This is a genomic window from Natronocella acetinitrilica, assembly GCF_024170285.1.
Taxonomy (GTDB): Bacteria; Pseudomonadota; Gammaproteobacteria; order Nitrococcales; family Aquisalimonadaceae; genus Natronocella; species Natronocella acetinitrilica.
In genome coordinates, this window is record NZ_JALJXV010000007.1 from 212,769 (window position 1) to 234,597 (window position 21,829).

The 21,829-nt window shown below is 62.2% G+C and carries 20 protein-coding genes; 2 read left to right on the top strand and 18 right to left on the bottom strand.

Going from position 1 to position 21,829, the window contains the following annotated elements:
* Window positions 1-3 precede the first annotated feature (3 nt).
* From lepB to rpoE, 6 genes are all read right to left on the bottom strand, one after another.
* Entirely contained in the window at window positions 4-786 is a 783-nt protein-coding gene (gene lepB / locus J2T57_RS15080) for a signal peptidase I (protein WP_253480136.1), read from the bottom strand.
* A gap of 39 nt (window positions 787-825) precedes the next feature.
* Window positions 826-2,625, bottom strand: a complete 1,800-nt coding sequence (gene lepA / locus J2T57_RS15085) for a translation elongation factor 4 (RefSeq protein WP_253480155.1) — start codon at window positions 2,623-2,625, stop codon at window positions 826-828.
* 179 nt (window positions 2,626-2,804) lie between these two features.
* Window positions 2,805-4,250, bottom strand: a complete 1,446-nt coding sequence (locus J2T57_RS15090) for a DegQ family serine endoprotease (protein WP_436262713.1) — start codon at window positions 4,248-4,250, stop codon at window positions 2,805-2,807.
* Between the two features lie 58 nt (window positions 4,251-4,308).
* The gene (locus J2T57_RS15095; RefSeq protein WP_253480171.1) at window positions 4,309-5,262 is read right to left on the bottom strand and encodes a MucB/RseB C-terminal domain-containing protein; all 954 of its coding nucleotides are present in this window, start codon (window positions 5,260-5,262) and stop codon (window positions 4,309-4,311) included.
* A 9-nt stretch (window positions 5,263-5,271) separates the two neighbouring features.
* Window positions 5,272-5,847, bottom strand: a complete 576-nt coding sequence (locus J2T57_RS15100) for a sigma-E factor negative regulatory protein (RefSeq protein WP_253480174.1) — start codon at window positions 5,845-5,847, stop codon at window positions 5,272-5,274.
* A gap of 16 nt (window positions 5,848-5,863) precedes the next feature.
* Window positions 5,864-6,445, bottom strand: a complete 582-nt coding sequence (gene rpoE, locus J2T57_RS15105) for an RNA polymerase sigma factor RpoE (protein ID WP_253480177.1) — start codon at window positions 6,443-6,445, stop codon at window positions 5,864-5,866.
* A gap of 288 nt (window positions 6,446-6,733) precedes the next feature.
* Here rpoE and nadB point away from each other — a divergent pair, with 288 nt between their 5' ends.
* Complete coding sequence (gene nadB, locus J2T57_RS15110) at window positions 6,734-8,356, top strand: L-aspartate oxidase (protein ID WP_253480181.1); 1,623 nt, start codon at window positions 6,734-6,736, stop codon at window positions 8,354-8,356.
* Here nadB and J2T57_RS22480 read toward each other — a convergent pair.
* From J2T57_RS22480 to J2T57_RS15140, 7 genes are all read right to left on the bottom strand, one after another.
* Window positions 8,353-8,841: a protein YgfX gene (locus J2T57_RS22480; protein ID WP_366519111.1), complete on the bottom strand. Its 489-nt coding sequence runs from the start codon at window positions 8,839-8,841 to the stop codon at window positions 8,353-8,355. The genes nadB and J2T57_RS22480 overlap by 4 nt on opposite strands.
* Complete coding sequence (locus tag J2T57_RS15115; protein ID WP_253480184.1) at window positions 8,738-8,986, bottom strand: FAD assembly factor SdhE; 249 nt, start codon at window positions 8,984-8,986, stop codon at window positions 8,738-8,740. Before J2T57_RS15115 ends, J2T57_RS22480 begins: the two co-directional genes overlap by 104 nt.
* A gap of 30 nt (window positions 8,987-9,016) precedes the next feature.
* Window positions 9,017-9,796: a succinate dehydrogenase iron-sulfur subunit gene (locus J2T57_RS15120; RefSeq protein WP_253480187.1), complete on the bottom strand. Its 780-nt coding sequence runs from the start codon at window positions 9,794-9,796 to the stop codon at window positions 9,017-9,019.
* A 36-nt stretch (window positions 9,797-9,832) separates the two neighbouring features.
* Window positions 9,833-11,626 carry a succinate dehydrogenase flavoprotein subunit gene (gene sdhA / locus J2T57_RS15125; RefSeq protein WP_253480190.1) on the bottom strand — a complete coding sequence of 598 codons (1,794 nt, stop codon included), beginning with the start codon at window positions 11,624-11,626 and terminating at the stop codon, window positions 9,833-9,835.
* 3 nt (window positions 11,627-11,629) lie between these two features.
* On the bottom strand, window positions 11,630-12,010 hold the full coding sequence (gene sdhD / locus J2T57_RS15130; protein WP_253480192.1) for a succinate dehydrogenase, hydrophobic membrane anchor protein: 381 nt from the start codon (window positions 12,008-12,010) through the stop codon (window positions 11,630-11,632).
* Window positions 12,010-12,405, bottom strand: coding sequence for a succinate dehydrogenase, cytochrome b556 subunit (gene sdhC, locus J2T57_RS15135; RefSeq protein WP_301289424.1), 396 nt, complete (start codon window positions 12,403-12,405; stop codon window positions 12,010-12,012). The genes sdhD and sdhC overlap by 1 nt, the downstream gene beginning before the upstream one ends.
* Window positions 12,406-12,568: 163 nt before the next feature.
* Window positions 12,569-12,748: a DUF1674 domain-containing protein gene (locus tag J2T57_RS15140; protein ID WP_253480195.1), complete on the bottom strand. Its 180-nt coding sequence runs from the start codon at window positions 12,746-12,748 to the stop codon at window positions 12,569-12,571.
* 87 nt (window positions 12,749-12,835) lie between these two features.
* On the opposite strand from J2T57_RS15140, the gene ygfZ reads away from it, so the two are divergent.
* Window positions 12,836-13,834 (top strand): CAF17-like 4Fe-4S cluster assembly/insertion protein YgfZ, encoded by a 999-nt coding sequence (gene ygfZ / locus J2T57_RS15145; RefSeq protein ID WP_253480198.1) that lies wholly within the window; start codon window positions 12,836-12,838, stop codon window positions 13,832-13,834.
* Window positions 13,835-13,836: 2 nt separating this feature from the next.
* Here the strand turns inward: ygfZ and lysS are convergent, their stop codons facing one another.
* The 5 genes from lysS to thrH all read right to left on the bottom strand — a co-directional run bounded on the left by lysS (window position 13,837) and on the right by thrH (window position 21,669).
* A complete protein-coding gene (gene lysS, locus J2T57_RS15150; RefSeq protein ID WP_253480201.1) occupies window positions 13,837-15,348 on the bottom strand; it encodes a lysine--tRNA ligase in 1,512 nt (503 codons plus the stop codon).
* Window positions 15,348-16,446 (bottom strand): peptide chain release factor 2 gene (gene prfB / locus J2T57_RS15155; protein WP_253480204.1). Its coding sequence is split into 2 segments (ribosomal slippage): window positions 15,348-16,370 and window positions 16,372-16,446, totalling 1,098 coding nucleotides; the frame shifts between segments, so codons are not numbered across the junction. Before prfB ends, lysS begins: the two co-directional genes overlap by 1 nt.
* A 121-nt stretch (window positions 16,447-16,567) precedes the next feature.
* Entirely contained in the window at window positions 16,568-20,458 is a 3,891-nt protein-coding gene (gene hrpA / locus J2T57_RS15160) for an ATP-dependent RNA helicase HrpA (protein ID WP_253480222.1), read from the bottom strand.
* Between the two features lie 26 nt (window positions 20,459-20,484).
* Window positions 20,485-21,054 (bottom strand): metallophosphoesterase family protein, encoded by a 570-nt coding sequence (locus J2T57_RS15165; RefSeq protein ID WP_253480225.1) that lies wholly within the window; start codon window positions 21,052-21,054, stop codon window positions 20,485-20,487.
* Window positions 21,055-21,063: 9 nt separating this feature from the next.
* Window positions 21,064-21,669: a bifunctional phosphoserine phosphatase/homoserine phosphotransferase ThrH gene (gene thrH / locus J2T57_RS15170; RefSeq protein ID WP_253480228.1), complete on the bottom strand. Its 606-nt coding sequence runs from the start codon at window positions 21,667-21,669 to the stop codon at window positions 21,064-21,066.
* Window positions 21,670-21,829: the final 160 nt, after the last annotated feature.

Below are 21,829 nucleotides of genomic sequence, written 5' to 3' on the forward strand. Positions count from 1 at the left end.
CTTTTACTCGAGCCGTTCACCGATGCGCTCCCAATTCACGCTGTTGTCGCGTCCGTCCCAGCTCATCCAGATGAAGAAGGCACGACCCACCAGCAAGTCCTCAGAGACCGGCCCCCAGCAGCGGCTGTCCGCGCTGTTGCCGCGGTTGTCACCAATGGCGAAATAGTGGCCCGGAGGCACCTCGTATTCGCTTCTCACCGAATAACGATTGCAGCCTTCGCCCATCGCCAAGGCTATATCGTAGCTCCGGTCGCCAAGGGATTCCCGCATCAGGTTCACATTTCCCATGAACGGCACCATTTCCCGCCTCACGTCACCACGCTCCACGGCCTCACCGTTCACGTACAACTGACCTTCCCGATTGGAGATCCGGTCGCCAGGCAGGCCGACGATACGCTTGATGTAGTTCTCCTGCGGATTGATCGGGTACTTGAATACCGCAAGATCTCCACGGCTGGGCGCGCCGTTACCCAGCAGGCGCTGGTTGGTAATGGGCAGGCGCACACCGTATGACGACTTGCTCACGAGAATGAAATCTCCTGGCAACAGCGTCGGCAGCATCGACCCGGAGGGAATACGAAACGGCTCCACCACGAAAGAGCGGATGATGAGCACCACCAGCAGCACGGGAAAGATGGAGCGGCACAGGTCCACCCACCAGTTCTCCCGCTCGGGCAACTCCAGCCCCGCCCGCCGGCGCCGCCGCAGGCGAACTGTCTGGATACCGACGGTAAGGCCGGTCAGCAGGGTCACCAGCACCAGCAAAGCTTCGAATGTGAGACTCATCTGTCGTACCTTTACACCGGGGCGGCACCCGAGTGGGCTCTAGCCGTTTTTGTTGTCCACCTGGAGCACTGACAGGAATGCCTCCTGGGGGATCTCCACGCGGCCGACCTGCTTCATGCGCTTCTTGCCCGCCTTCTGCTTTTCCAGCAGCTTGCGTTTCCGGGAGATGTCGCCGCCATAGCATTTTGCCGTGACGTTCTTGCGCAGCGCCTTCACCGTGGAGCGCGCCACGATCTGGTTGCCGATGGCAGCCTGAATGGCGACCTCGAACATCTGCCGCGGAATGATCTCCTTGAGCCGATCCGTCAGATCCCGGCCCCGGCGATGGGCATCCTCCCGGTGGATGATGATCGCCAGCGCATCGACTTTCTCGCCGTTGATGAGCACATCGAGGCGCACCAGATTGCCAGCCTGAAAGCGCCTGAACTCGTAGTCAAACGACGCGAATCCGCGGCTGGCGGATTTCAGGCGATCGAAAAAGTCGAGCACAACCTCACTGAGGGGAAGTTCGTAAACCAGGGAAATCTGCTGGCCGACAAACTGCATATCCTTCTGCTCGCCGCGCTTTTCCTCGCACAGGGCGATCACGTTGCCCACATACTCCTGGGGCACCAGGATATTCGCCTGGATGATCGGCTCGCGGATTTCCTCGACTTCGTTCAACGGCGGCAGGGAAGTCGGGTTACTGATGTTGAGCACTTCGTTTCGCGTCGTCAGCACCTCGTACACAACCGTGGGCGCGGTGGTGATCAGGTCCAGATTGTATTCCCGCTCGAGACGCTCCTGGACGATCTCCATGTGCAGCATGCCAAGGAAGCCGCAACGGAAGCCGAACCCCAGTGCCTGGGAATTCTCCGGCTCGTACTGCAGGGAGGCATCATTCAGGCGCAGTTTGCCGAGTGCATCGCGGAATGACTCATAGTCGTCTGAACTAATGGGGAACATGCCTGCGAACACCCGCGGCTGCACCACCTTGAAGCCCGGTACCCGCGCTTCGCAGGGTCGCCGCACATGGGTCAGGGTATCGCCCACCGGCGCACCGTCAATGTCCTTGATACCGGCAACCACGAAACCCACGTCACCGGTTTCCAGCGCTTCCAGCGGCGTTTTCTTCGGCGAGAAAATGCCCACCTGATCCACCTGGAATTCCCGCCGGGTCGACCAGACCTGAATCCGGTCTCCCTTGGCGAGACGACCATCGTAGATACGCACCAGGCAGACCACGCCCAGATAGTTATCGAACCAGGAGTCCATGATCAGCGCCTTCAGCGGCGCGTCGGGATCACCGACCGGTGGCGGCACCCGCTTCACCAGCGCTTCCAGCAGTTCGTCGACACCCTGCCCCGTCTTGGCGCTGATCATCAGCATGTCCTCGGTATCGAGGCCGATGATCTCCTCGATCTGCTGACTGACACGCTCCGGATCGGCGGACGGAAGGTCGATCTTGTTGAGCACGGGCAGGATTTCCAGGCCCTGCTCTACCGCCGTGTAGCAGTTGGCAACGCTCTGGGCTTCAACACCCTGCGAGGCATCCACCACCAGTAGCGCGCCCTCGCAGGCCGCGAGTGAGCGAGACACTTCGTAGGAGAAATCCACATGCCCCGGGGTATCGATGATATTGAGCTGATAGGTTTCCCCATCCCGCGCCTTGTAGCGCAACGCTACGCTCTGCGCCTTGATGGTAATACCCCGTTCCCGCTCCAGGTCCATGGAGTCCAGCACCTGTTCGGCCATTTCCCGATCAGTCAGGGCGCCGCATTGCTCGATGAGCCGGTCAGCCAGCGTGGATTTGCCATGATCGATATGAGCGATGATCGAAAAATTGCGGATACGCTTCATGAATTCGCAGTTGATCCAGAGGTTTACGCCCACTCAGTGGGAAAATGTGCGAACAGGTGAGACCACGCTGGCCACCCGCTTGTACCCGGCCAGGCCGCAGCCAACAGCCACAACGAAAACACGGCGCGAGGATACCACCTCACGCCGTGCATTGCTCTGCCGACCGTACCGTCCCGGGATCAGCCGTCGCTTGGCAGACGGAATGCGAAGAACCTCGGGCTGCCTCCCCGATAGACCAACACCGGTACGGAGCTACCCGGTGACACGTCCGCGAGGATGGCGCGGAAGTCCTCCACGCTCTCGACACGCTCCTGGTTCAGCATGGTAATGACATCGTCAGGACGCAGGCCCGCTTCGACGGCTGGCCCTTCGGAAAGCCCCTCGACGATGACGCCACCCCGATCCAGGTTCAGGGCCTCTCGCTGCTCCGCATCCAGCGTCCGCAACTCAAGCCCCAGTTCCTCGATTCGCTGATCCTGCGGTTCTGGTTCTGGCTCCGGTTCGGGCTCGGGACGCGGCCCACGACGCTGCTGCATGTCCTCCGGCAATTCGCCCAGAGTCAGGCTGATAGTCTGTGGTTCACCCTGACGAATGATGTCGACGTCGACCTCCGTGTCCACCCGTTGGCGGCCAACCATTGGCGGAAGTGTAGAAGACGTTGTCACCTCGCGGCCATTGAAGCGCACGATCACGTCGCCGACTTCGAAGCCCGCATCCTCGGCGGGGCTGCCACGGACAACATCGGCAACAAGCGCGCCATAGGGGCGATCCATGCCGAAGGACTCTGCCAGATCACGATTAACGTCCTGGATGAGCACGCCAAGCCAGCCACGGGCCACGCGTCCGGTGCTGCGCAACTGATCCACCACGTCCATGGCGAGTTCGATGGGGATTGCGAACGACAGGCCCATGAAACCGCCGGTCCGACTGTAGATGTGGGAATTGATCCCCACGACCTCACCCTCCAGATTGAACAGTGGACCACCGGAATTACCCGGATTGATGGCCACGTCCGTCTGGATGAAGGGAACGTAGTTGTCCTGGGGCAGGCTACGCTGCTTCGCGCTGACGATGCCGGCTGTCGCCGAGTGTTCGAAGCCAAATGGCGCACCGATGGCAAGCACCCACTCACCCACTGCCAGTTCCGAGGAACTGCCGATGACCACTGTCGGCAAATCGTCGGCATCGATCTTGAGGAGCGCCAGATCGCTGCGTTCATCGTAGCCCACCACCTCGGCCACGAACTCACGACGGTCATTCAGCCGGACGATGACCTCGCTGGAACTCTCCACCACGTGATAGTTGGTCAGGATATAGCCGTCATCAGAAATGATGAATCCGGAACCACGTGATTGGCCGTCGAAGGGCTGCCCCGGCGCGTCCTCCGGACCAAAGCGCTCGAAGAAGTCACGGAACGGATGGCCTTCGGGTAGCTCCGGACCGCCGCGCTCGCCGCGGCCCGAGCTTCGCTCACGAGACTGGGTCGAGCTGATATTGACCACCGCCGGGGTGTTGTCCTCGACCAGTCCGGTAAATGCAGGGAGTTGCGCCTGAGCCGTTCCTGCTAGCAGCATGGCCGCCGCGGCAAGCCCAAACATCAGAATTCGAACGGATATCTGGGGCATTTAGACCTCTCTCCAGTCGTTACAGGGGCCGACTCGCAGCGGTCGGCTACGCATGGATCTACTGCAGTCGCCTGACGCCCGACAGCACCATCTCGATGGTTGCCGACGGCACCTCGCCCACCACGGTGATGTGATAGCCGTCACGGTTGGCTCCGGCCATCCGCGTTGCGCCCTTGCCGGAATGACCGTGAAAATCCATATCCTCGCCCTCGGCGATATAGATTGACACCGCACCGAAGCCGTCGCCATACAACAAGTGCTCCACCGGCTCGCCACCACCCCGGCGTGAGCGCTTGCCGTGGCTGAGGAGCTGGAAGCCAGCCGGAACCTCCGAGGCCTCCCACTGCCCGGCCTCATCATGGATGGACGGCGACGGTGCCTCGACAACTTCGAGCCCGTCGTCGGACAAACGCGGCAAAATGGCTTCTGGAGGAGGATTCATGTTCAGTTCCACGAACATGAAGTGCTCGATCACCTCACCGTCGGCGGTTCGACACTCGGACGCCAGCAGCATGCCAGTTTCATCATCCAGCCAGAGGCGATAGCCATAGCGGTACTCATCCCGAGGCTTGAGTTCGAGGACGATTGCCGGACGGTCGGCCACGCGATCCTCACCAATCACGGCAAGCTCGTAGTAGCTGGCAAGGGCATCGAGTTGCGACGCCGTGATATCGGTGAATCGCCGCCGTGATTCCCTGCCCTGTTCTATCAGTACGACGCCCTGATCCGGCAGCACCCAGCGCACGTGATCTTCCTGGCGGAATACTTCCCGCTGTGCGCCGCGCAATGTGTAGAGGCGTTCCCGTGGCCCGGACTCGAGAAGCCGAACGATCTCCAGGGGCTCGGTGTGACCACCATAGCCGTAGATCAACACACCATGAAAGCTGGTGCTGGCGGCGGCGGCGGACATCCTCTCGATCTGTTCCCTCGCGTCGCCATCAGCGGCGACGAGACCAGAAACGCCCAGCGTGGCAAGCCCGATAGCGACGGCGGCGGATAGGCGTCTCAGCATGGGCACGCGCTATCGACGCTCGACGCTGTGGCCGGTGATCCTTACGTGCTGCGGGATAATGCTCAATTGCCGGCCCGCAGCCTCTTCCCCGTGTGACAACGCGTAGCCGTTCAGCCGCGCCTGTACTTCGGGGTCCAGTCGATCCCAGCGAATGCTGTCCGCACTCACCTGCTGAAACTCCACCCCAGCGGGGCTGGCCTGGGGCGCGCTGGCGATACCGGCACCACCGTTAAGACCCGGTGACTGTGCAGTCGGCCAGATCATCACGCCGAGCATTGCCACGCTGGCGGCAACAGCGAGCCCGGCCACAGGCCGCAACCAGCGGTTTCCTGACCGGCGCAGCACCTGACTGTTGCCCCTGTGGGCCGGCTCTGTCTCAAGCGCACTGGCCACGCGATCGGCAAGGGACTCATCCACGACTGCAGGCAGGTTCCGGGACAGCGCATCCCGAATCAGTGCATAGCGGCCCATTCGCTGCTGCAGGGATCCATCTTTGCCAGCCTGGCGCAGCAGCAATGGCAACTCACTTTCCCCCAGCTCACCGTCGGCAAGTGCTGAAATCTGTTCGTCATACGGTCGGTTCATCGCGGTCCACCTGTCCTTACTTGCTCTCCAGCAGAGGTCTGAGTCTTTTATCTATGGCTTCCCGTGCGCGGAAAATCCGTGACCTGACGGTCCCCACCGGACAATCCATCGCCTGGGCTATTTCCTCGTAACTCAGACCATCCAACTCGCGTAATGTGATCGCCGTCCTCAAGTCATCGGGCAACGATTCGATGGCATCAAACACCGTTTTTTCTATTTCGTCTCGCTGCGCAAGCCCCTCGGGAGTGTCTGTCTCTCTCAGAGAGGAATCCACAACATATTGTTCCGCATCCTGCGCGTCGATGTCAGAGCCCGGCGGCCGCCTCCCCTGGGCGACGAGGTAGTTCTTGGCCGTGTTCGCACCAATGCGGTATATCCACGTGTAGAAACTGCTGTCACCCCGGAAATTTGGTAGCGCCCGGTAAGCCTTGATGAAAGTCTCCTGCGCAACATCCTGGGCTTCACTCGGGTCGCTGACATACCGGGATATCATCTTCACGAGCTTGTGCTGATACTTCCGGACGAGCAGGTTGAATGCCTGCTTGTCTCCGGCCTGCACACGCTCGACCAACTCCTGGTCACTGACCGAAGTGGTCATTCAAACCACCCCGCCAACAACCGGCAGCCTAGGCCGTCTGCGCAGTAGACACTGGTGCTCATTGATAGTTCGCACGCGAATCCGGATTGTGATTAGATTAAAAATCAGGTCGGAAGCGACCGAATCCTGGAGCAACGTGGACTCGACTTTCCGCCCCGGCAAGACCGGGCCGTCGGCTGGCGCCAACGACTGACGACGGGAGACGAGAGTAGCCGATCGGTCAGGCGTGCTGCAAGCGAACGTCCCGCTTCTCCAGTCGTCTCAGCATCCTCAGGAAACCCCACAACCGTGCACTTCGACGTCTTGATCATCGGTAGTGGCGCAGCCGGCCTGACACTGGCCCTGCGTCTACCTGAAAGTCTGCGTATCGCCGTGACCTCCAAGGGTCCGCTCCGCGAGGGTTCAAGCCTTTATGCCCAGGGCGGCATTTCGGCAGTACTGGATGAGTCCGACTCCATCGCCTCGCACGTGGAGGATACCCTGGAGGCAGGAGCGGGATTGAGTGATCCGGCAGCCGCGCAACTGGTTGCGGCTGGTGCCGCGGAGGCGATTCACTGGCTTCAGAGTATCCATGTGCCCTTCTCCACGGAACAGGGGCCGGACGGACGCGAGACACTTCACCTGCATCAGGAAGGCGGGCATCGTCATCGCCGCATCGTGCATGCCGCCGATGCGACAGGGCGCGCCGTGGAAACGACCCTCGAGGGCGCAGTGCGGGCACGCCCCAATATCACCATCCTCGAAAACCACTGCGCTGTTGACCTGATCACGGCCCGGCATGTCGGTGGCGAGGGCGACCGCTGCCATGGCGCCTATCTGCTGGACACGGCGCAAGACCAGGTTATTGCCGTTGGCACCCGCTGCACGGTCCTCGCGAGTGGCGGGGCAAGCAAGGTCTACCTCTATACCAGCAATCCGGATGGTGCCACCGGCGACGGCATCGCAATGGCCTGGCGGGCTGGCTGCCGGGTCGCGAACATGGAGTTCAATCAGTTCCACCCAACGTGTCTCTATCACCCTCTGGCCAAGTCCTTTCTCATCAGTGAGGCGGTGCGTGGCGAGGGCGGGCATCTGCTATTACCGGACGGCAGCCGGTTCATGGAGCGCTTTCACCCACGAGGGGAACTCGCACCGAGGGACATCGTTGCACGCGCCATCGATCACGAGATGAAGCGGCTCGGCCTGGATTGCGTTCATCTGGACATCAGCCACCGGGATGCCGAATTCATAAGAACGCACTTCCCGACCATCCATGCCCGTTGCCTGGAGTTCGGACTGGACATGACCAAGGAGCCACTTCCGGTGGTACCTGCTGCCCATTACACATGCGGCGGAGTCATGGTGGACGCGACCGGTTGCACTGATCTCCCCGGCCTGTATGCCATCGGTGAGGTCTCCTACACTGGACTGCACGGCGCCAACCGGCTGGCCAGCAATAGCCTGCTGGAGTGCATCGTCTATGGCACCGCCGCCGCCGACAGCATCAAGCGCACCCTGGACACCACAACACCTGCAACTGCTCCACCCCCATGGGACGAAAGCCGGGTGACCGACTCCGACGAACAGGTGGTCGTCTCGCATAACTGGGATGAGTTACGCCGCTTCATGTGGGACTACGTGGGCATTGTGCGAAGCGACAAGCGGCTGCGCCGGGCGGCAAGCCGCATCACCCTCCTACAGGGCGAGATTCGCGAGTACTACGGCCATTTCCGGGTCAATAAGGATCTCATCGAACTTCGCAACCTTGCCCAGGTTGCCGAGCTGATCATCCGATGCGCCCAGGCACGCAAGGAAAGTCGCGGCCTTCACTACAATATCGATCACCCCCAGCGACTGCCCGACCAGTCCGCATTGCCGACTGTACTAGTGCCCCAAACAGAAATGCAGCGAACTTCTGTTTCAGGACACTAGCTCCGTTCTGACCAGGGGCCGTGGAAGCGCTGTCGGAGCCTGCGGTGGGCACGTTCGCCCATGCTGTCCCGGAAGAGAAACAAGGCTCGCGGCGGGCCATATGGGCTATTCCATGGTCGAAACCATGCAACGACTAGCCAGGAGGAGGCCCGAGCCGACACAAGGCGCCAGCGCTCATCGCTGCCGGGAAGCGTCCAGCTACCATCCGCACGCCGCCTGAGTACACCGGTCGGCTGTCTCGTTAGCCACCAATGCACCGGCAACAGCGCGACGAAAGTGGGGACCAGCCAGAGGGCAGCTCCGGAGGTGGCTGCGGCGCCTGCTGCAAAGGCAATGCATGCGGCACCAGCGAGGCGCAGGAGTACACCATGAAAAGACGGCTTAATCCGGAGACTGAAAGCCGCTTCTGATGCGCTCCACAAGGGCGGCGATGGCGGGGTCGTCGGGGCGCTCGCCCTGATAGAACCAGTCATAGAGTCTGTCATCCTGACAATCGAGCAGCAGCTCGAACGTATCCTTTTCAACGCCGGACAGCGCTCCATACCCCTGCTGCAGAAATTGATCGAACAGCAGATCCAGCTCACGCATGCCCCGCCGGCAACGCCAGCGGAGCCGGGACAGATCAGTCATCAGGACCTCCCCCAAGTGGAGTCGGCGACGTCAGAGTCGCCGCTCCAGCATCAGCTTCTTGATCTCGGCAATTGCCTTGGCCGGATTGAGACCCTTCGGGCAGGTCTTGGTGCAGTTCATGATGGTATGGCACCGATACAGTTTGAACGGATCTTCGAGATCATCCAGCCGTTCGCCGGTTGCCTCATCACGACTGTCCACAATCCAACGGTAGGCCTGCAAAAGAATGGCCGGGCCAAGATAGCGATCGCCGTTCCACCAGTAGCTGGGGCAGGACGTGGAACAGCAGGCACAGAGGATGCAGGCGCTGGGCTGATCGATCATGGCCTGATCTTCCGGACTCTGCAGGCGCTCCCGATCCGGCGGCGCCGGGGTCTGGGTGCGCATCCAGGGCCGAATCGAGGCGTACTGGGCATAGAAGTGGGTCAGATCCGGTACCAGATCCTTGACCACCGGCATATGCGGTAGCGGGTAGATACGGACGTCTCCATCAACCTCGTCGCAACCCTTGGTGCAGGCCAGGGTGTTGGTGCCGTCGATATTCATTGCGCAGGAGCCGCAAATGCCCTCACGGCAGGACCGGCGGAAGGTCAGCGTGGGATCGATTTCGTTCTTGATCTTGATCAGCGCATCGAGAACCATCGGCCCGCATGCATCCATATCCACCTCATAGGTGTCGATGCGCGGGTTCTGGCCGTCGTCCGGGTTCCAGCGATACACACGGAACCGGCGAACCTGCTTGCCACCTTCGGCGGACCAGGTCTTGCCCTCCTTGATCCGTGAATTCGCTGGAAGTCTGAACTCTGCCATGTCATTGCACCTCGTTGCTTGTGCCGGCGGTCAACGCTAGTAGACACGCGCCTTGGGCGGGAACACGTCAACCTCGTCGGTAAGGGTGTTCATATGGACCGGTCGGTAATCGATATCAACCTTGCCCTTCTCCCGAACCCAGGCCAGGGAATGCTTCATCCATTGGTCATCATCACGGTCGGGGTAGTCTTCCCGTGCGTGGGCGCCACGGCTCTCCTGCCGGTTGCGGGCCGACTCGATCGTGGTCAACGCACAACCCAGCAGGTTGTCGAGTTCCAGCGTCTCGATGAGGTCCGAGTTCCACACCAGGGAGCGATCGGCCACTGCCACATCCTCGAAGGATGCATAGACCTCAGCCAGCGTCTTGCACCCCTCTTCAAGTGTCTCGCCAGTGCGGAAAACCGCTGCATAGTTCTGCATGTGCCGCTGCATGTTGTTGCGGATCACCGAGGTCGCAGTAGACCCCTGGGCGTTCCGAAGGCGATCCAGCCGACCCAGGGCCATATCCGCGGAATCGGACGGTAGCGGTCGATGGTTGTCACCCTGCTCCTTCACCAGTTCCGCAGCCCGGTGAGCGGCTGCACGGCCGAACACCACCAGGTCGAGCAGTGAGTTCGAGCCCAGGCGATTGGCGCCATGAACGGATACGCAGGCCGCCTCGCCAATCGCCATCAGGCCAGGCACAACGTGATCGGGATCACCGTCCTTCAGCGTGACCACCTCACCCTTGTAGTTGGTGGGGATGCCGCCCATGTTGTAGTGGACTGTGGGAAGTACCGGGATCGGCGACTTGGTCACATCCACCCCGGCGAAGATGCGTGCCGTCTCGGCGATACCGGGCAGGCGTTTGTGGATGACTTCCGGGCCAAGGTGCTCCAGGTGCAGATGGATGTGGTCCTTGTCCGGCCCCACCCCGCGGCCCTCCTGAATCTCGATGGTCATCGAGCGGCTGACCACGTCCCGCGAGGCCAGATCCTTGGCATTGGGTGCATAGCGCTCCATGAAGCGTTCACCCTCGGAGTTGGTCAGATAACCGCCTTCGCCGCGCACGCCCTCGGTAATCAGGCAACCGGCCCCGTAGACGCCGGTGGGATGGAACTGCACGAACTCCATGTCCTGCATGGGCAACCCGGCGCGCAACGCCATACCCATGCCGTCGCCGGTGCAGGTGTGGGCGGATGTGCAGGAAAAGTACGTGCGACCATAACCGCCAGTCGCGAGCACGGTCTCGTGGGCCCGGAAGCGGTGGATGGTGCCGTCCATCATGTTCAGGGCAATCACGCCACGACAGGATCCGTCGGCATCCATGATCAGATCCAGGGCGAAGTACTCGATGAAGAACTCGGCCTCGTGCTTCAGGGCCTGCTGATAGAGGGTATGCAATATGGCATGACCGGTGCGGTCCGCCGCCGCACAGGTCCGCTGCGCACGCCCTTCCCCATAGTGGGTGGTCATGCCGCCGAAGGGGCGCTGGTAGATCTTGCCCTCTTCGGTGCGGGAAAACGGCACGCCGTAATGCTCAAGCTCGATGATTGCCGGGATCGCCTCCCGGCACATGTATTCGATGGCATCCTGATCACCCAGCCAGTCCGACCCCTTGATGGTGTCGTACATGTGCCAGCGCCAGTCGTCCTCGCCCATGTTGCCCAGTGCCGCCGACACGCCACCCTGGGCAGCGACGGTGTGGCTGCGCGTCGGAAAGACCTTGGTCAGGCAGGCCGTCTTGAGACCCTGCTGGGCCATGCCGAAGGTGGCTCGCAAGCCGGCCCCTCCCGCGCCCACAACCACAACATCGTAGGTATGGTCGATGATTTCGTAGCCAGAAGACATCCGCTAGCCTCCAAACGCGATGCGCAGCACCGCCAGAATGCCGGTCAACGCCAGCACGGCGGCCAGGAATTTCACGGCAATCAGGCTGGCGAGTTGCGCCAGCTTGCCGTGGATGTAGTCCTCAATTACCACCTGCAGCCCGAGTTGCGCGTGAAAATACATGGTGCCGATAAGGAGAATGAACAGGCCCGCCGTGAATGGCGAACCAACCCATTCCCGCACCGCTGCATAATCGCCCCCGACATTGCTCGCGAGGCCGAATGACAGCCACATGACCAGGGGAATCAGCGCGACGGCGGTCACTCGCTGCAACCACCAATGACCGACACCATCTTTCGCCGACCCAAGGCCGCGAGCCCGCTTGATTGGGGTTCTCAAGGGCATCACGCACCTCCTCCGGTTGCCAGCGCCGCAATCCAGACCAGCACGGTCAGGGCAGCCGCCACGCCGATCACCCAATAGCCGGTGAGGTAGGCGGTACCGATTTCGAATCCGTGCCCGGCATCCCAGAACAGGTGCCGTATGCCGTTGCAGAGGTGATAGAAGAGCGCGTAGGTGAATGCGAACAACACCAGCTTTCCGAGGAAGCTGCCGAGCAGGCCCTGGGCACGGGCAAATGCCTCGGGTCCGGCAGCGGCGGACGCCAGCCAGTAGATGAGCAGCACACTCCCGGCAGCCATCGCAACTCCACAAGCCCGATGACTGATGGACATCACGGATGTGAGTTGGGGTCGATAAACCTGGAGGTGGGGGGAAAGCGGTCGATTCTGGCGTTCCATTCGTGCTCGCTCCGCGTGGTCGGTGGGGACATCGGGCGCGCCTAAACTAAACCGTGCGCCAAGGTGTTGCAAGCCGGTGACGCCTTGATTGACGCCGCTTCCCGGGGTTTTCCGCGCTGCAACAAGCGCTTACTACAACTGGGCAACAAAACCCTTTGGAGGTTCAGAAATCCGTGCAGCGACCATTCTTCTCCCAATCGCCATATCGCGTGGGCTCCGGCCCTTCCTGGCCGCCGAATTCCGGCGGCAGATCCGGTGCCGGACGCTTTCCCTGCGGTCGCCGTGTGACGTCCGCGTTCTGCTCATCTGTCGGGTCGATGACGGGCTTTTTCTGCTCGGCCATGTGCGGACTCCCTTGGATCGCAGGGGTGGCAGCCCCAGAATAGGTGCAGGTAGAAACGCTCCACATTATCCAACAAGGAGGCTCTCGATGCATCCCGGATGGGCAGACCTGCTTCACGACAACCCTTCGATGACGGCGCCCTCGGGCACAACGGCGGTGGCCACCCAGGGCCATTGCCCGCTGCCAGAGTTGGGCATCATCCTCGTGCGAGGTGCCGACGCTTCCACTTTCCTGCAGTCTCAGCTCACCCAGGACATCGGCTCGCTGACAGATGGCCATGCCGGATTCGCCGGCTACTGCAACCCCAAAGGCCGCCTTTACGCCCTCATGACTGTCGTGAAAGTCGCCGACGCATTCATCCTGCTGACCGAGCGCGGCGTTATCGAACCCCTGCTGAAGCGACTGCGGATGTTTGTACTTCGCTCCAAGGTGGAACTGGACGATATGTCCGACCAGTATCAGGCCGTTGCCGTCTTTGCCGATCGGGCAGCGGTGCTGGAAGAGTCCGTTGGCACCCTGCCAACGGCAGCCGGCACCCTTACCGAGGCGGGCGATATGCTGCTCCTGCGCTGGCACGATGCAGAGACAACAGTTGTGCTTGCTCATGGCGAAGACGCCATCGGTCTCTGGCAGACACTGGAAGCTGCAGGGCCGGCAGTCCATCCCGACGCCTGGCGACTACTCAATATCTCGTTGGGCATCCCGACGGTTCAGGCCGAGACCATCGAAAGCTTTGTTCCCCAGCAGGTCAACCTGGAACGCATTCACGGGGTGAGCTTTCGCAAGGGCTGCTATCCCGGCCAGGAAGTGGTGGCGCGCATGCATTACCTGGGCAAGCCAAGCCGCCGCACCTATCGGCTGCAAGGCCCCGGCTCCGAAGCACCGGCAGCGGGCGTCCGTGTCCTGACCGCAGACGACAAGCCGGCGGGTGAAGTGGTCTCTGCGGCCCGCAGTGGTGACGGCGTCGAACTGCTCGCGGTCCTGCGCAAGGAATTTGTCGATCGCCAGGATCTCAACGTCGAGGGCATGCCCGTGTCCTTCCAGGCACTGCCCTACACCATTGAAGACGACGACGCCGAAAGTTGACGTCAGCCGGCTGACTCGGGCCGCATGGCCGGGAACAGCAGCACGTCCCTGATCGACGCCTGATCGGCAAACAGCATGATCAGGCGATCGATACCGATGCCCTCTCCGGCGGTGGGCGGCAGGCCATACTCCAGGGCGCGGATGAAATCAGCGTCGTAGTGCATGGCCTCGCTGTCGCCCGCCTCCTTCTCCGCCGCCTGCCGGCGGAAACGCTCCGCCTGATCTTCGGCGTCGTTCAACTCGGAAAAGCCATTGGCGATCTCTCGCCCGGCAATGAACAGCTCGAACCGCTCCGTGACAAACGGGTCATCGTCACTGGGGCGGGCCAGTGGCGATACCTCCACCGGATAGTCGGTAATGAAGGTCGGATTCTGCAGGTGGTGCTCCACCGTTGCCTCGAAAATCTCAAGCTGTATCCGCCCCAGGCCATCGGTTTCCCTGAGGTTCAGACCGAGCCCCTCTGCCACCGCCCGTGCGCGATCCGGCTCCGCCAGATCTTCGGCGCTGAGGCCGGGGTTGTAGCGCAGAATGGCATCATGGACGCTGAGCCGCTGGAAAGGCGCGGCAAAATCCAGCCGGGCCTCCTGGTAGGTAATCACTTCGGCCCCCGTCAACTCCCGCGCCAGGGTCCGTAACAAGTCCTCGGTGAGATCCATCAGATCATTGTGATCGGCATAGGCCTGATAGAACTCGAGCATGGTGAACTCGGGATTATGCCGGGTCGACACACCCTCATTGCGGAAGTTGCGATTGATCTCGTAGACCTGCTCGAAACCACCCACGACCAGCCGCTTCAGATAGAGTTCCGGCGCGATGCGCAGGTAAAACGGCATGTCCAGCACGTTGTGGTGGGTGATGAACGGCCGCGCCGTTGCGCCACCGGGAATGGGCTGCATCATCGGCGTTTCCACTTCCAGGAAGCGCCGGGCGTTCAGGTAGTCACGGATCAACTGAATCATCCGGCTGCGCAGCACGAACACATCCCGCACTTCCGGATTGACGATGAGATCGACGTAGCGCTGGCGGTAGCGCGCCTCCTGATCGCTGAGACCGTGGTATTTCTCCGGCAGGGGGCGCAGGGCCTTGGTGAGTAGCTCCACCCGCTCGCAACGGACCGACAGCTCGCCTTTCCGGGTCTTGAAGACCACACCCTCGGCACCGACGATATCGCCAACGTCCCAGCCCTTGAAGGCCTGGTAGGCGCCCTCGGGCAATTCGTCCCGGGCGAGAAACAGCTGGATCCTGCCGGTCATGTCCTGCAGATGCGTGAAACTGGCCTTGCCCATGACACGCTTCGCCATCATGCGCCCGGCCACCCGGACCCGAACACCGCGGGTTTCAAGGCTGTCGCCATCCAGTTCGCCGAACTCCACTTGTAGATCGGCGGCATAGGCGTCACGACGGAAGCTGTTGGGGAACGCCCGATCTGTCTCCCGCCAGGCCCGGAGCTTTTCGCGGCGCTGGGCGATCAACTTGTTCTCGTCATTATCCTGCACGTGGTCAACCTTTTTCATTAGAGCCCGGCCTTGAGGCTGGCTTCGATAAAGCGATCCAGATCCCCGTCGAGCACAGCCTGGGTATTGCCCACCTCGACGCCGGTGCGCAGATCCTTGATGCGTGACTGATCCAGCACATAGGAGCGGATCTGACTACCCCAGCCGATATCGGATTTGTCTTCTTCGGCGGCTTCACTGGCCTCGCGCCGCTTTTGCATCTCCAGTTCGTAGAGCTTGGCGCGAAGCTGATTCATCGCCGTGGCCTTGTTCTTGTGCTGGGAGCGGTCATTCTGACACTGCACCACGATACCCGTGGGCTCGTGAGTGATACGCACCGCGGATTCGGTCCGGTTGACGTGCTGACCACCGGCGCCACTGGCCCGGTACACATCAATGCGCAGATCCGCCGGATTGATATCCACCTCGACGGAATCGTCGATCTCCGGCGAGACAAAAACAGCAGCGAACGAGGTATGTCGGCGATTACCGGAATCAAACGGCGACTTCCTGACCAGCCGATGCACCCCGATTTCCGTGCGCAACCAGCCAAAGGCATAGTCACCTTCGAAGCGCACCGTAGCGCTCTTGATGCCTGCCACTTCGCCGGCGGAGACTTCGATCAGCTCCGTCTTGAACCCGCTGCGCTCGCCCCAACGCAAATACATGCGCAGCAACATCTCGGCCCAGTCCTGGGCCTCGGTGCCACCGGACCCGGCCTGGATATCCACAAATGCATTGCTTGCGTCCATGTCTCCGGAGAACATGCGCTGGAATTCCAGGCGCGAGACACCGGTCTCCACCCGTGCGATATCCGACTCCACCGACTGAATCGTCTCTTCATCGTCCTCGTCGCGGGCCAGCTCGATGAGTTCGTCCACGTCCTCGACCGTGGCGGTCAGCCGATCGATCTCACCCAGGGTTTCCTGCAGCCGGGAACGTTCGCGGTTCAGCGCCTGGGCTTCATCCGGGCGGTTCCAGATATCCGGGTCCTCCAGCAGACCCATTACCTCTTCCAGGCGTTCCTTTTTTGCCGGGTAGTCAAAGATACCCCCTAAGGGCTTCCAGGCGTTCCCTCAGGTCTGCGGCGTGCTGCAGCAGCGGATTGATCTCGATCATGGCTGCTCCGGTTTCCGGGTTGCGTCGATAGCGCCGTCGGGCATGACACAGCGGCGCGTGAAGGGCCGCGATCTTACTACAGCCGACATGTTCAGGCGAAGTCCACACCTTGCGCCGACGCTCAGGAGACCAGGGCCCATTGCGCTTTGAGACGTTTATCAGATACCGGCATTGCCGCGCCGATAGCTTGCGCAAACAATGATATACGGTATTCTTCCAGCATTAACCTGAAGTCGAGGAGTGCTGGATCGTCGGTACCCTCGCGCCGGTGCCTCTCAGCCCTGACCAGGTAATCTTCCCACCAGGGGCGAAGCTGCCGTGTGCGTTGGGCATCCCGCACCGGATCCGCCGGATATTTGTCCAGGCGATAGCGCAGAGCCGACAGATAGCGTGGCAGATTGTCCAGCATGGCCGGTGGTAATGCACTGAGAAAGTCCGGGAAGACCAGCGCTTCCAGGTGCTCGGCCATGTCCCGGAAGCTGTCCATGCCGTCGAGCGCCCGGGGACGGCGCAAGGCGGCGCGCAAGGCATGGTAGTCGGCCAGCACACCGCCAATACGCGCGATCTCCGCCTCGCCACGCTCCACCAGAACTCCGCGGTGCCGGTCGAGACAGGACCTGAAAGCAGCGCTGGTGGTGGGTACGTCCTCCTCCTCCAGAAACACACGGTCAACGATCATCCGCAGCATGTTTTCCGTCAGGTCCTTGCTGCCCCCCAGCGGCGCGTACTGTAACTGCAGACTCTTCTGCCCCGTGATACGGCTGCTCAGCACCTTGACCTGGTCGCGCAGCGCCAGCATTAGCAACCGTTGCACGGCTTGGCGCGTCCGCCGGCCGGCCCCTGCCTGGGAGTCCGCGAGGGTCTGTGCCACGTGGGTGCCGCGATCCTCCAGCGCTGGATAGGTACGCACAGCGATGCCGTGCTGCTCATACTCCAGAGATTCGGGAATATCGCCGAAATCCCAGCGGGTGATATCGTCCCGCGCCCATTGGTCGACCCCAGGAAGAGCTGCGTTGGCTGCGTCCCCGACATGGCCCGCGAGCCTCTGCTGCAGGACTGCCAGGTCGCGTCCCCCACCAAGTTCGCGGCCGTCGCCGTCCACCACCCGGTAACGCATGCGAAAGTGCTCGGGAAGTTCGATGGAATCCCAGGTCTCCGGAGAGACGTCCTGACCGGTCATGCGCTGCAGTTCGCGCCGCAGGCCATCAATCAACGAACCCTGCCCCGCCGGTAGTGACTCGACCACTGCCCGCGCGAAATCCGGTGCCGGAACGAACTGCTTGCGCAGCCGCTTCGGCAGGCCCCGGATCATCGCCGTGATCTTCTCTTCCAGCAGCCCGGGCACGAGCCACTCGAAATCCGCTGGCCGGACCTGGTTCAGGGCAACAATGGGCACGGTGACGGTGACACCGTCCGCGGGGTCACCGGGTTCGAAGTGGTAGTGCAGTGGCAGGCGCAGATCACCAACACGCAGGTAGTCCGGGAAGCGCTCGCCGGTAACCACGGACGCATCATGGGCCATGAGATCGTCGCGCTGCATGTGCAGCAAGGTGGGCTCCCGGGCTTCGGCCTTTCGCCGCCAGCGCTCGAAACCGCGCAGATCATTCACCGTCTCCGGAACCCGGGCGGCAAAGAATGCGTAACGTGCCTCCACATCCACCAGCACGTCGCGACGCCGGGACTTCGCCTCCAGGGCCTGCACCTCGGCAATCATTCGGCGGTTGTGCTCGATGAAGCCACCCCGGCTGTCAACCTGATCCTCGGCGAGGCCCTGACGAAGAAAGATCTCCCGGGCATCGGCGGCATCAACCCGGGCATAGTCAACCGGTCGCCGGGCAGCCAGCACCAGGCCATACAGGCTGGTGGTCTCGAAGGCCCGCACCCGCCCCCGCTTTCGATCCCAGTGCGGCTCGGTGACGTTTCGGCGCAGCAGATGCCCTGCCAGCGCCTCGATATCCTGGGGATTGGTGCGTGCAGCAACCCTGGCAAACACCCGGCTCGTCTCCACCAGCTCCGCTGCCATGATCCACTTGGGACGGCTTTTTGCCAACGCGGAACCGGGGAAGATGGCCAGTTTCAGGTCCCGCGGTCCGGTGTACTGATCTCCCTCGTCGCGAACGGCCACCGCACCCACGAGCCCGGTCAACAGGGCTTTGTGAATACCTGCCGGGGCTGCTGGCTCGGTATTCGTCCGCAATCCCATGCTCGCCGTGTACTCCCGAAGCTGGCGGTGGATGTCGTCCCAGTCCCGCAGCCTGGCCATGGACAGGTAATGCTCCCGTGCCCAGGTCCGCAGCTTGCTGCGACTCAGGCGGCCGGACGCCTCGCGGTAATCCCGCCACAGGTTGAGAAAACCGCTGAAGTCGGAATCCGCGTCTTTCCACACCGCATGGGCCTGATCCGCAGCCTCCCGCGCGTCCAGCGGGCGTTCCCGTGGGTCCTGTATGCTCAGTGCTGCGGCGATCACGAGCACCTCGGTCAGGGCGCCCTGGCCCGCGCCGGCAAGCAGCATGCGGCCGATGGTGGGGTCCAGCGGCAGACGCGCCAGTTGGCGCCCGGTGTCGGTCAGCTTGCGGTCCGCATCTACTGCACCCAGTTCGTGGAGCAGGCGGTAGCCGTCATTGACGAAGCGCCGATCCGGCCCTTCCACGAAGGGGAAGTCGTCCACCGCACCGAGGCGCTGCGCCTCCATCTGCAGGATGACGGCGGCGAGATTGGTTCGCAGGATCTCCGGATCGGTGAATGCCGGGCGGGCGGCGTAATCCTCTTCCGAATAAAGCCGAATGCAGATGCCCGGTGCGACCCGGCCGCAGCGCCCCGCCCGCTGGTCCGCCGAGGCCCGCGAAATGGGTTCGATGGGAAGCCGCTGGACCTTGGTTCGAAAACTGTATCGGCTGATCCGGACCTGACCGGTATCCACCACGTAACGAATCCCGGGCACGGTGACGGACGTCTCGGCCACGTTGGTGGCCAGCACGATGCGCCGGCCCGCGTGGGACTGAAACGCCTTCTGCTGTTCCGCAGCCGACAACCTGGCATACAGCGGCAGCACTTCGGTATGGGGCGGATGGCGCTTGCGCAGGGCTTCGGCGGTTTCACGGATGTCCCGCTCCGTGGGCAGGAACACCAGCACATCGCCACGCCCCTCGCCCGCCAGTTCTTCCACGGCCTCGAGGATACCGGTCTGCATGTCCCGGTCAGGTTCCCGGCTCTCGCCGGACACCAGCGGCCGGTAACGTACCTCTACCGGATAGCTACGGCCGGACACCTCGATCACCGGCGCATCGTGGAAATGACGGGAGAACCGCTCAGGATCGATGGTGGCAGAGGTGATGATGACCTTGAGATCCGGCCTTCGCGGCAGGAGCTGCTTCAGGTAACCCAGCAGGAAGTCGATGTTGAGGCTGCGCTCATGGGCCTCGTCGATGATGATGGTGTCGTATTGCAGGAGGCTTCGATCGCCCTGGATCTCCGCCAGCAGCATGCCATCGGTGAGCAACTTGATATGGGTTCGGTCGCTGACCCGGTCGGTGAACCGCACCTTGTAGCCAACCGCCCCGCCCACTTCCGAGCGCAATTCCTCGGCGACGCGACTGGCCAGCGTCCGCGCCGCCAGTCGCCGGGGTTGGGTGTGGGCAATCATGCCGTCGACCCCTCGTCCCAGCTCCAGGCAGATTTTCGGGAGCTGGGTGCTTTTCCCGGAGCCGGTCTCTCCACAGACCACGATCACCTGGTGACGCTGCAGTGCGTCGGCAATGCGCTGCCGCTGCGTGCTGATGGGCAGATCGTCGGGGTAGGTGGGTCTCGGCAGGGCTTCTAATCGGCCTGACCGCCGCTGAGCCGAGGCCGCCGCGTCCGCCGCCAGCTTGTCCACCGCCCGGGAGCGCGGCTTGCCCGATGCGATTTCCCGTTGCAGTCGCCGCAGCCTTGAGGCCAGCCTAGGCCTGTCCCTGGCCAGACAGACCTGGATGGTTGTTTCGACCAGCTGAAGCCGTTCCGCCGGATCAGTCATTCAAGGCTGGCTCGGCCACCCATGGTTCAACCTGCCTGCCGCGCCCGCCGCTGGTGATCCCGATTCGGATACTTCCGGGCAGGGAGCTGCAAAGCCTCCAGTTCCCAGTGGCTGTCGTTGCAGTGAAGCAGCAGGCACGACGGCCCGCCATAGGTCCGGGTGCGCCCCGCCGCTCCCGGATTGACCACCCAGGGCTCTTCATCCGTATCCATCATCAGACGGTGGCTGTGGCCATAGACGATCAGACGGGCGTCAGGGTAGCGCTTGCGCAGGTGGCGGTGGCGCTCGCTGATCGATCGATTGTCATCACCATGGACGACCACAACGGTGCCGCCGGGTAGATCGAGGCGTGCCTCCGCAGGCAGGTTCTCGAGAAAGCGGGTCTCCGACTCCGTCCAGCGGCTGGAGGTGTCATTGTTACCCCGCACGGCGACGACCTGTTGCCGCGGCTGCAGCGCACACAGCACATCGGCACCGCCGACGTCACCGGCGTGCACCGCGTAGTCGCACTCGGCGACACGCTCGGCGATACGGGGGTCCAGAAAGCCATGGGTGTCGGAAAGAATGGCAACTCGGGAAGCTTTTTTATCAGTCATGACATCCAGTCAGGCGCGAAACGCCTCATCTATCCGCGTTTTCAGTTCCTCGTAGTCAGTACAGACCGGGAACTGGGGAAACTCGTCAATCACGTTCTGCGGCGGTCGGAACAGCATTCCGTGGTGGGCCTCCGCCAACATGCTCGTGTCGTTGTAGGAATCGCCCGCCGCCACAGTGCGGAAATTGAGCCCCTTGAAGGCCTCGACAGCGGCCCGCTTGTGGTCACTCATCCGCAGCTCGTAGTTCTTGATGCGCCCGTCAGAACCTACCCGCAAACGATGACAGAACAACGTTGGCCAGCCGAGTTGCGCCATCAGCGGTCGAGCAAACTCGTAAAAGGTATCGGAAAGGATAACAAGCTGGTAACGAGCCCGTACCCAGTCGACAAAGTCACGGGCTCCGGGAAGTGGCGCCATGCCAGAGATGACCTGCTCGATGCTGTCCATACCCAACTGATGCTGATCCAGCAGCGCCAGTCGCTGTCGCATGAGCACGTCATAGTCGGGCACATCACGGGTGGTTGCCTTGAGCGCATCGATCTGCGTCCGCTCCGCGAAATCTATCCAGATTTCCGGAATCAACACGCCCTCAAGATCGAGACAGACTATCTCCACAGTTCCTCCATCACCCGCGTACGCGGCCGGTGCGGCCGTTTCGGCGTCTATCGCGCCTTGGGCCGCCCCGGAAAGCGGCACAAGGTATTCGTTTTTACCGGGGGGCGCAAGGCAGTGCGTCACGGGCCGGATCCGCTACGCCCTGACCCATCCGGACTCG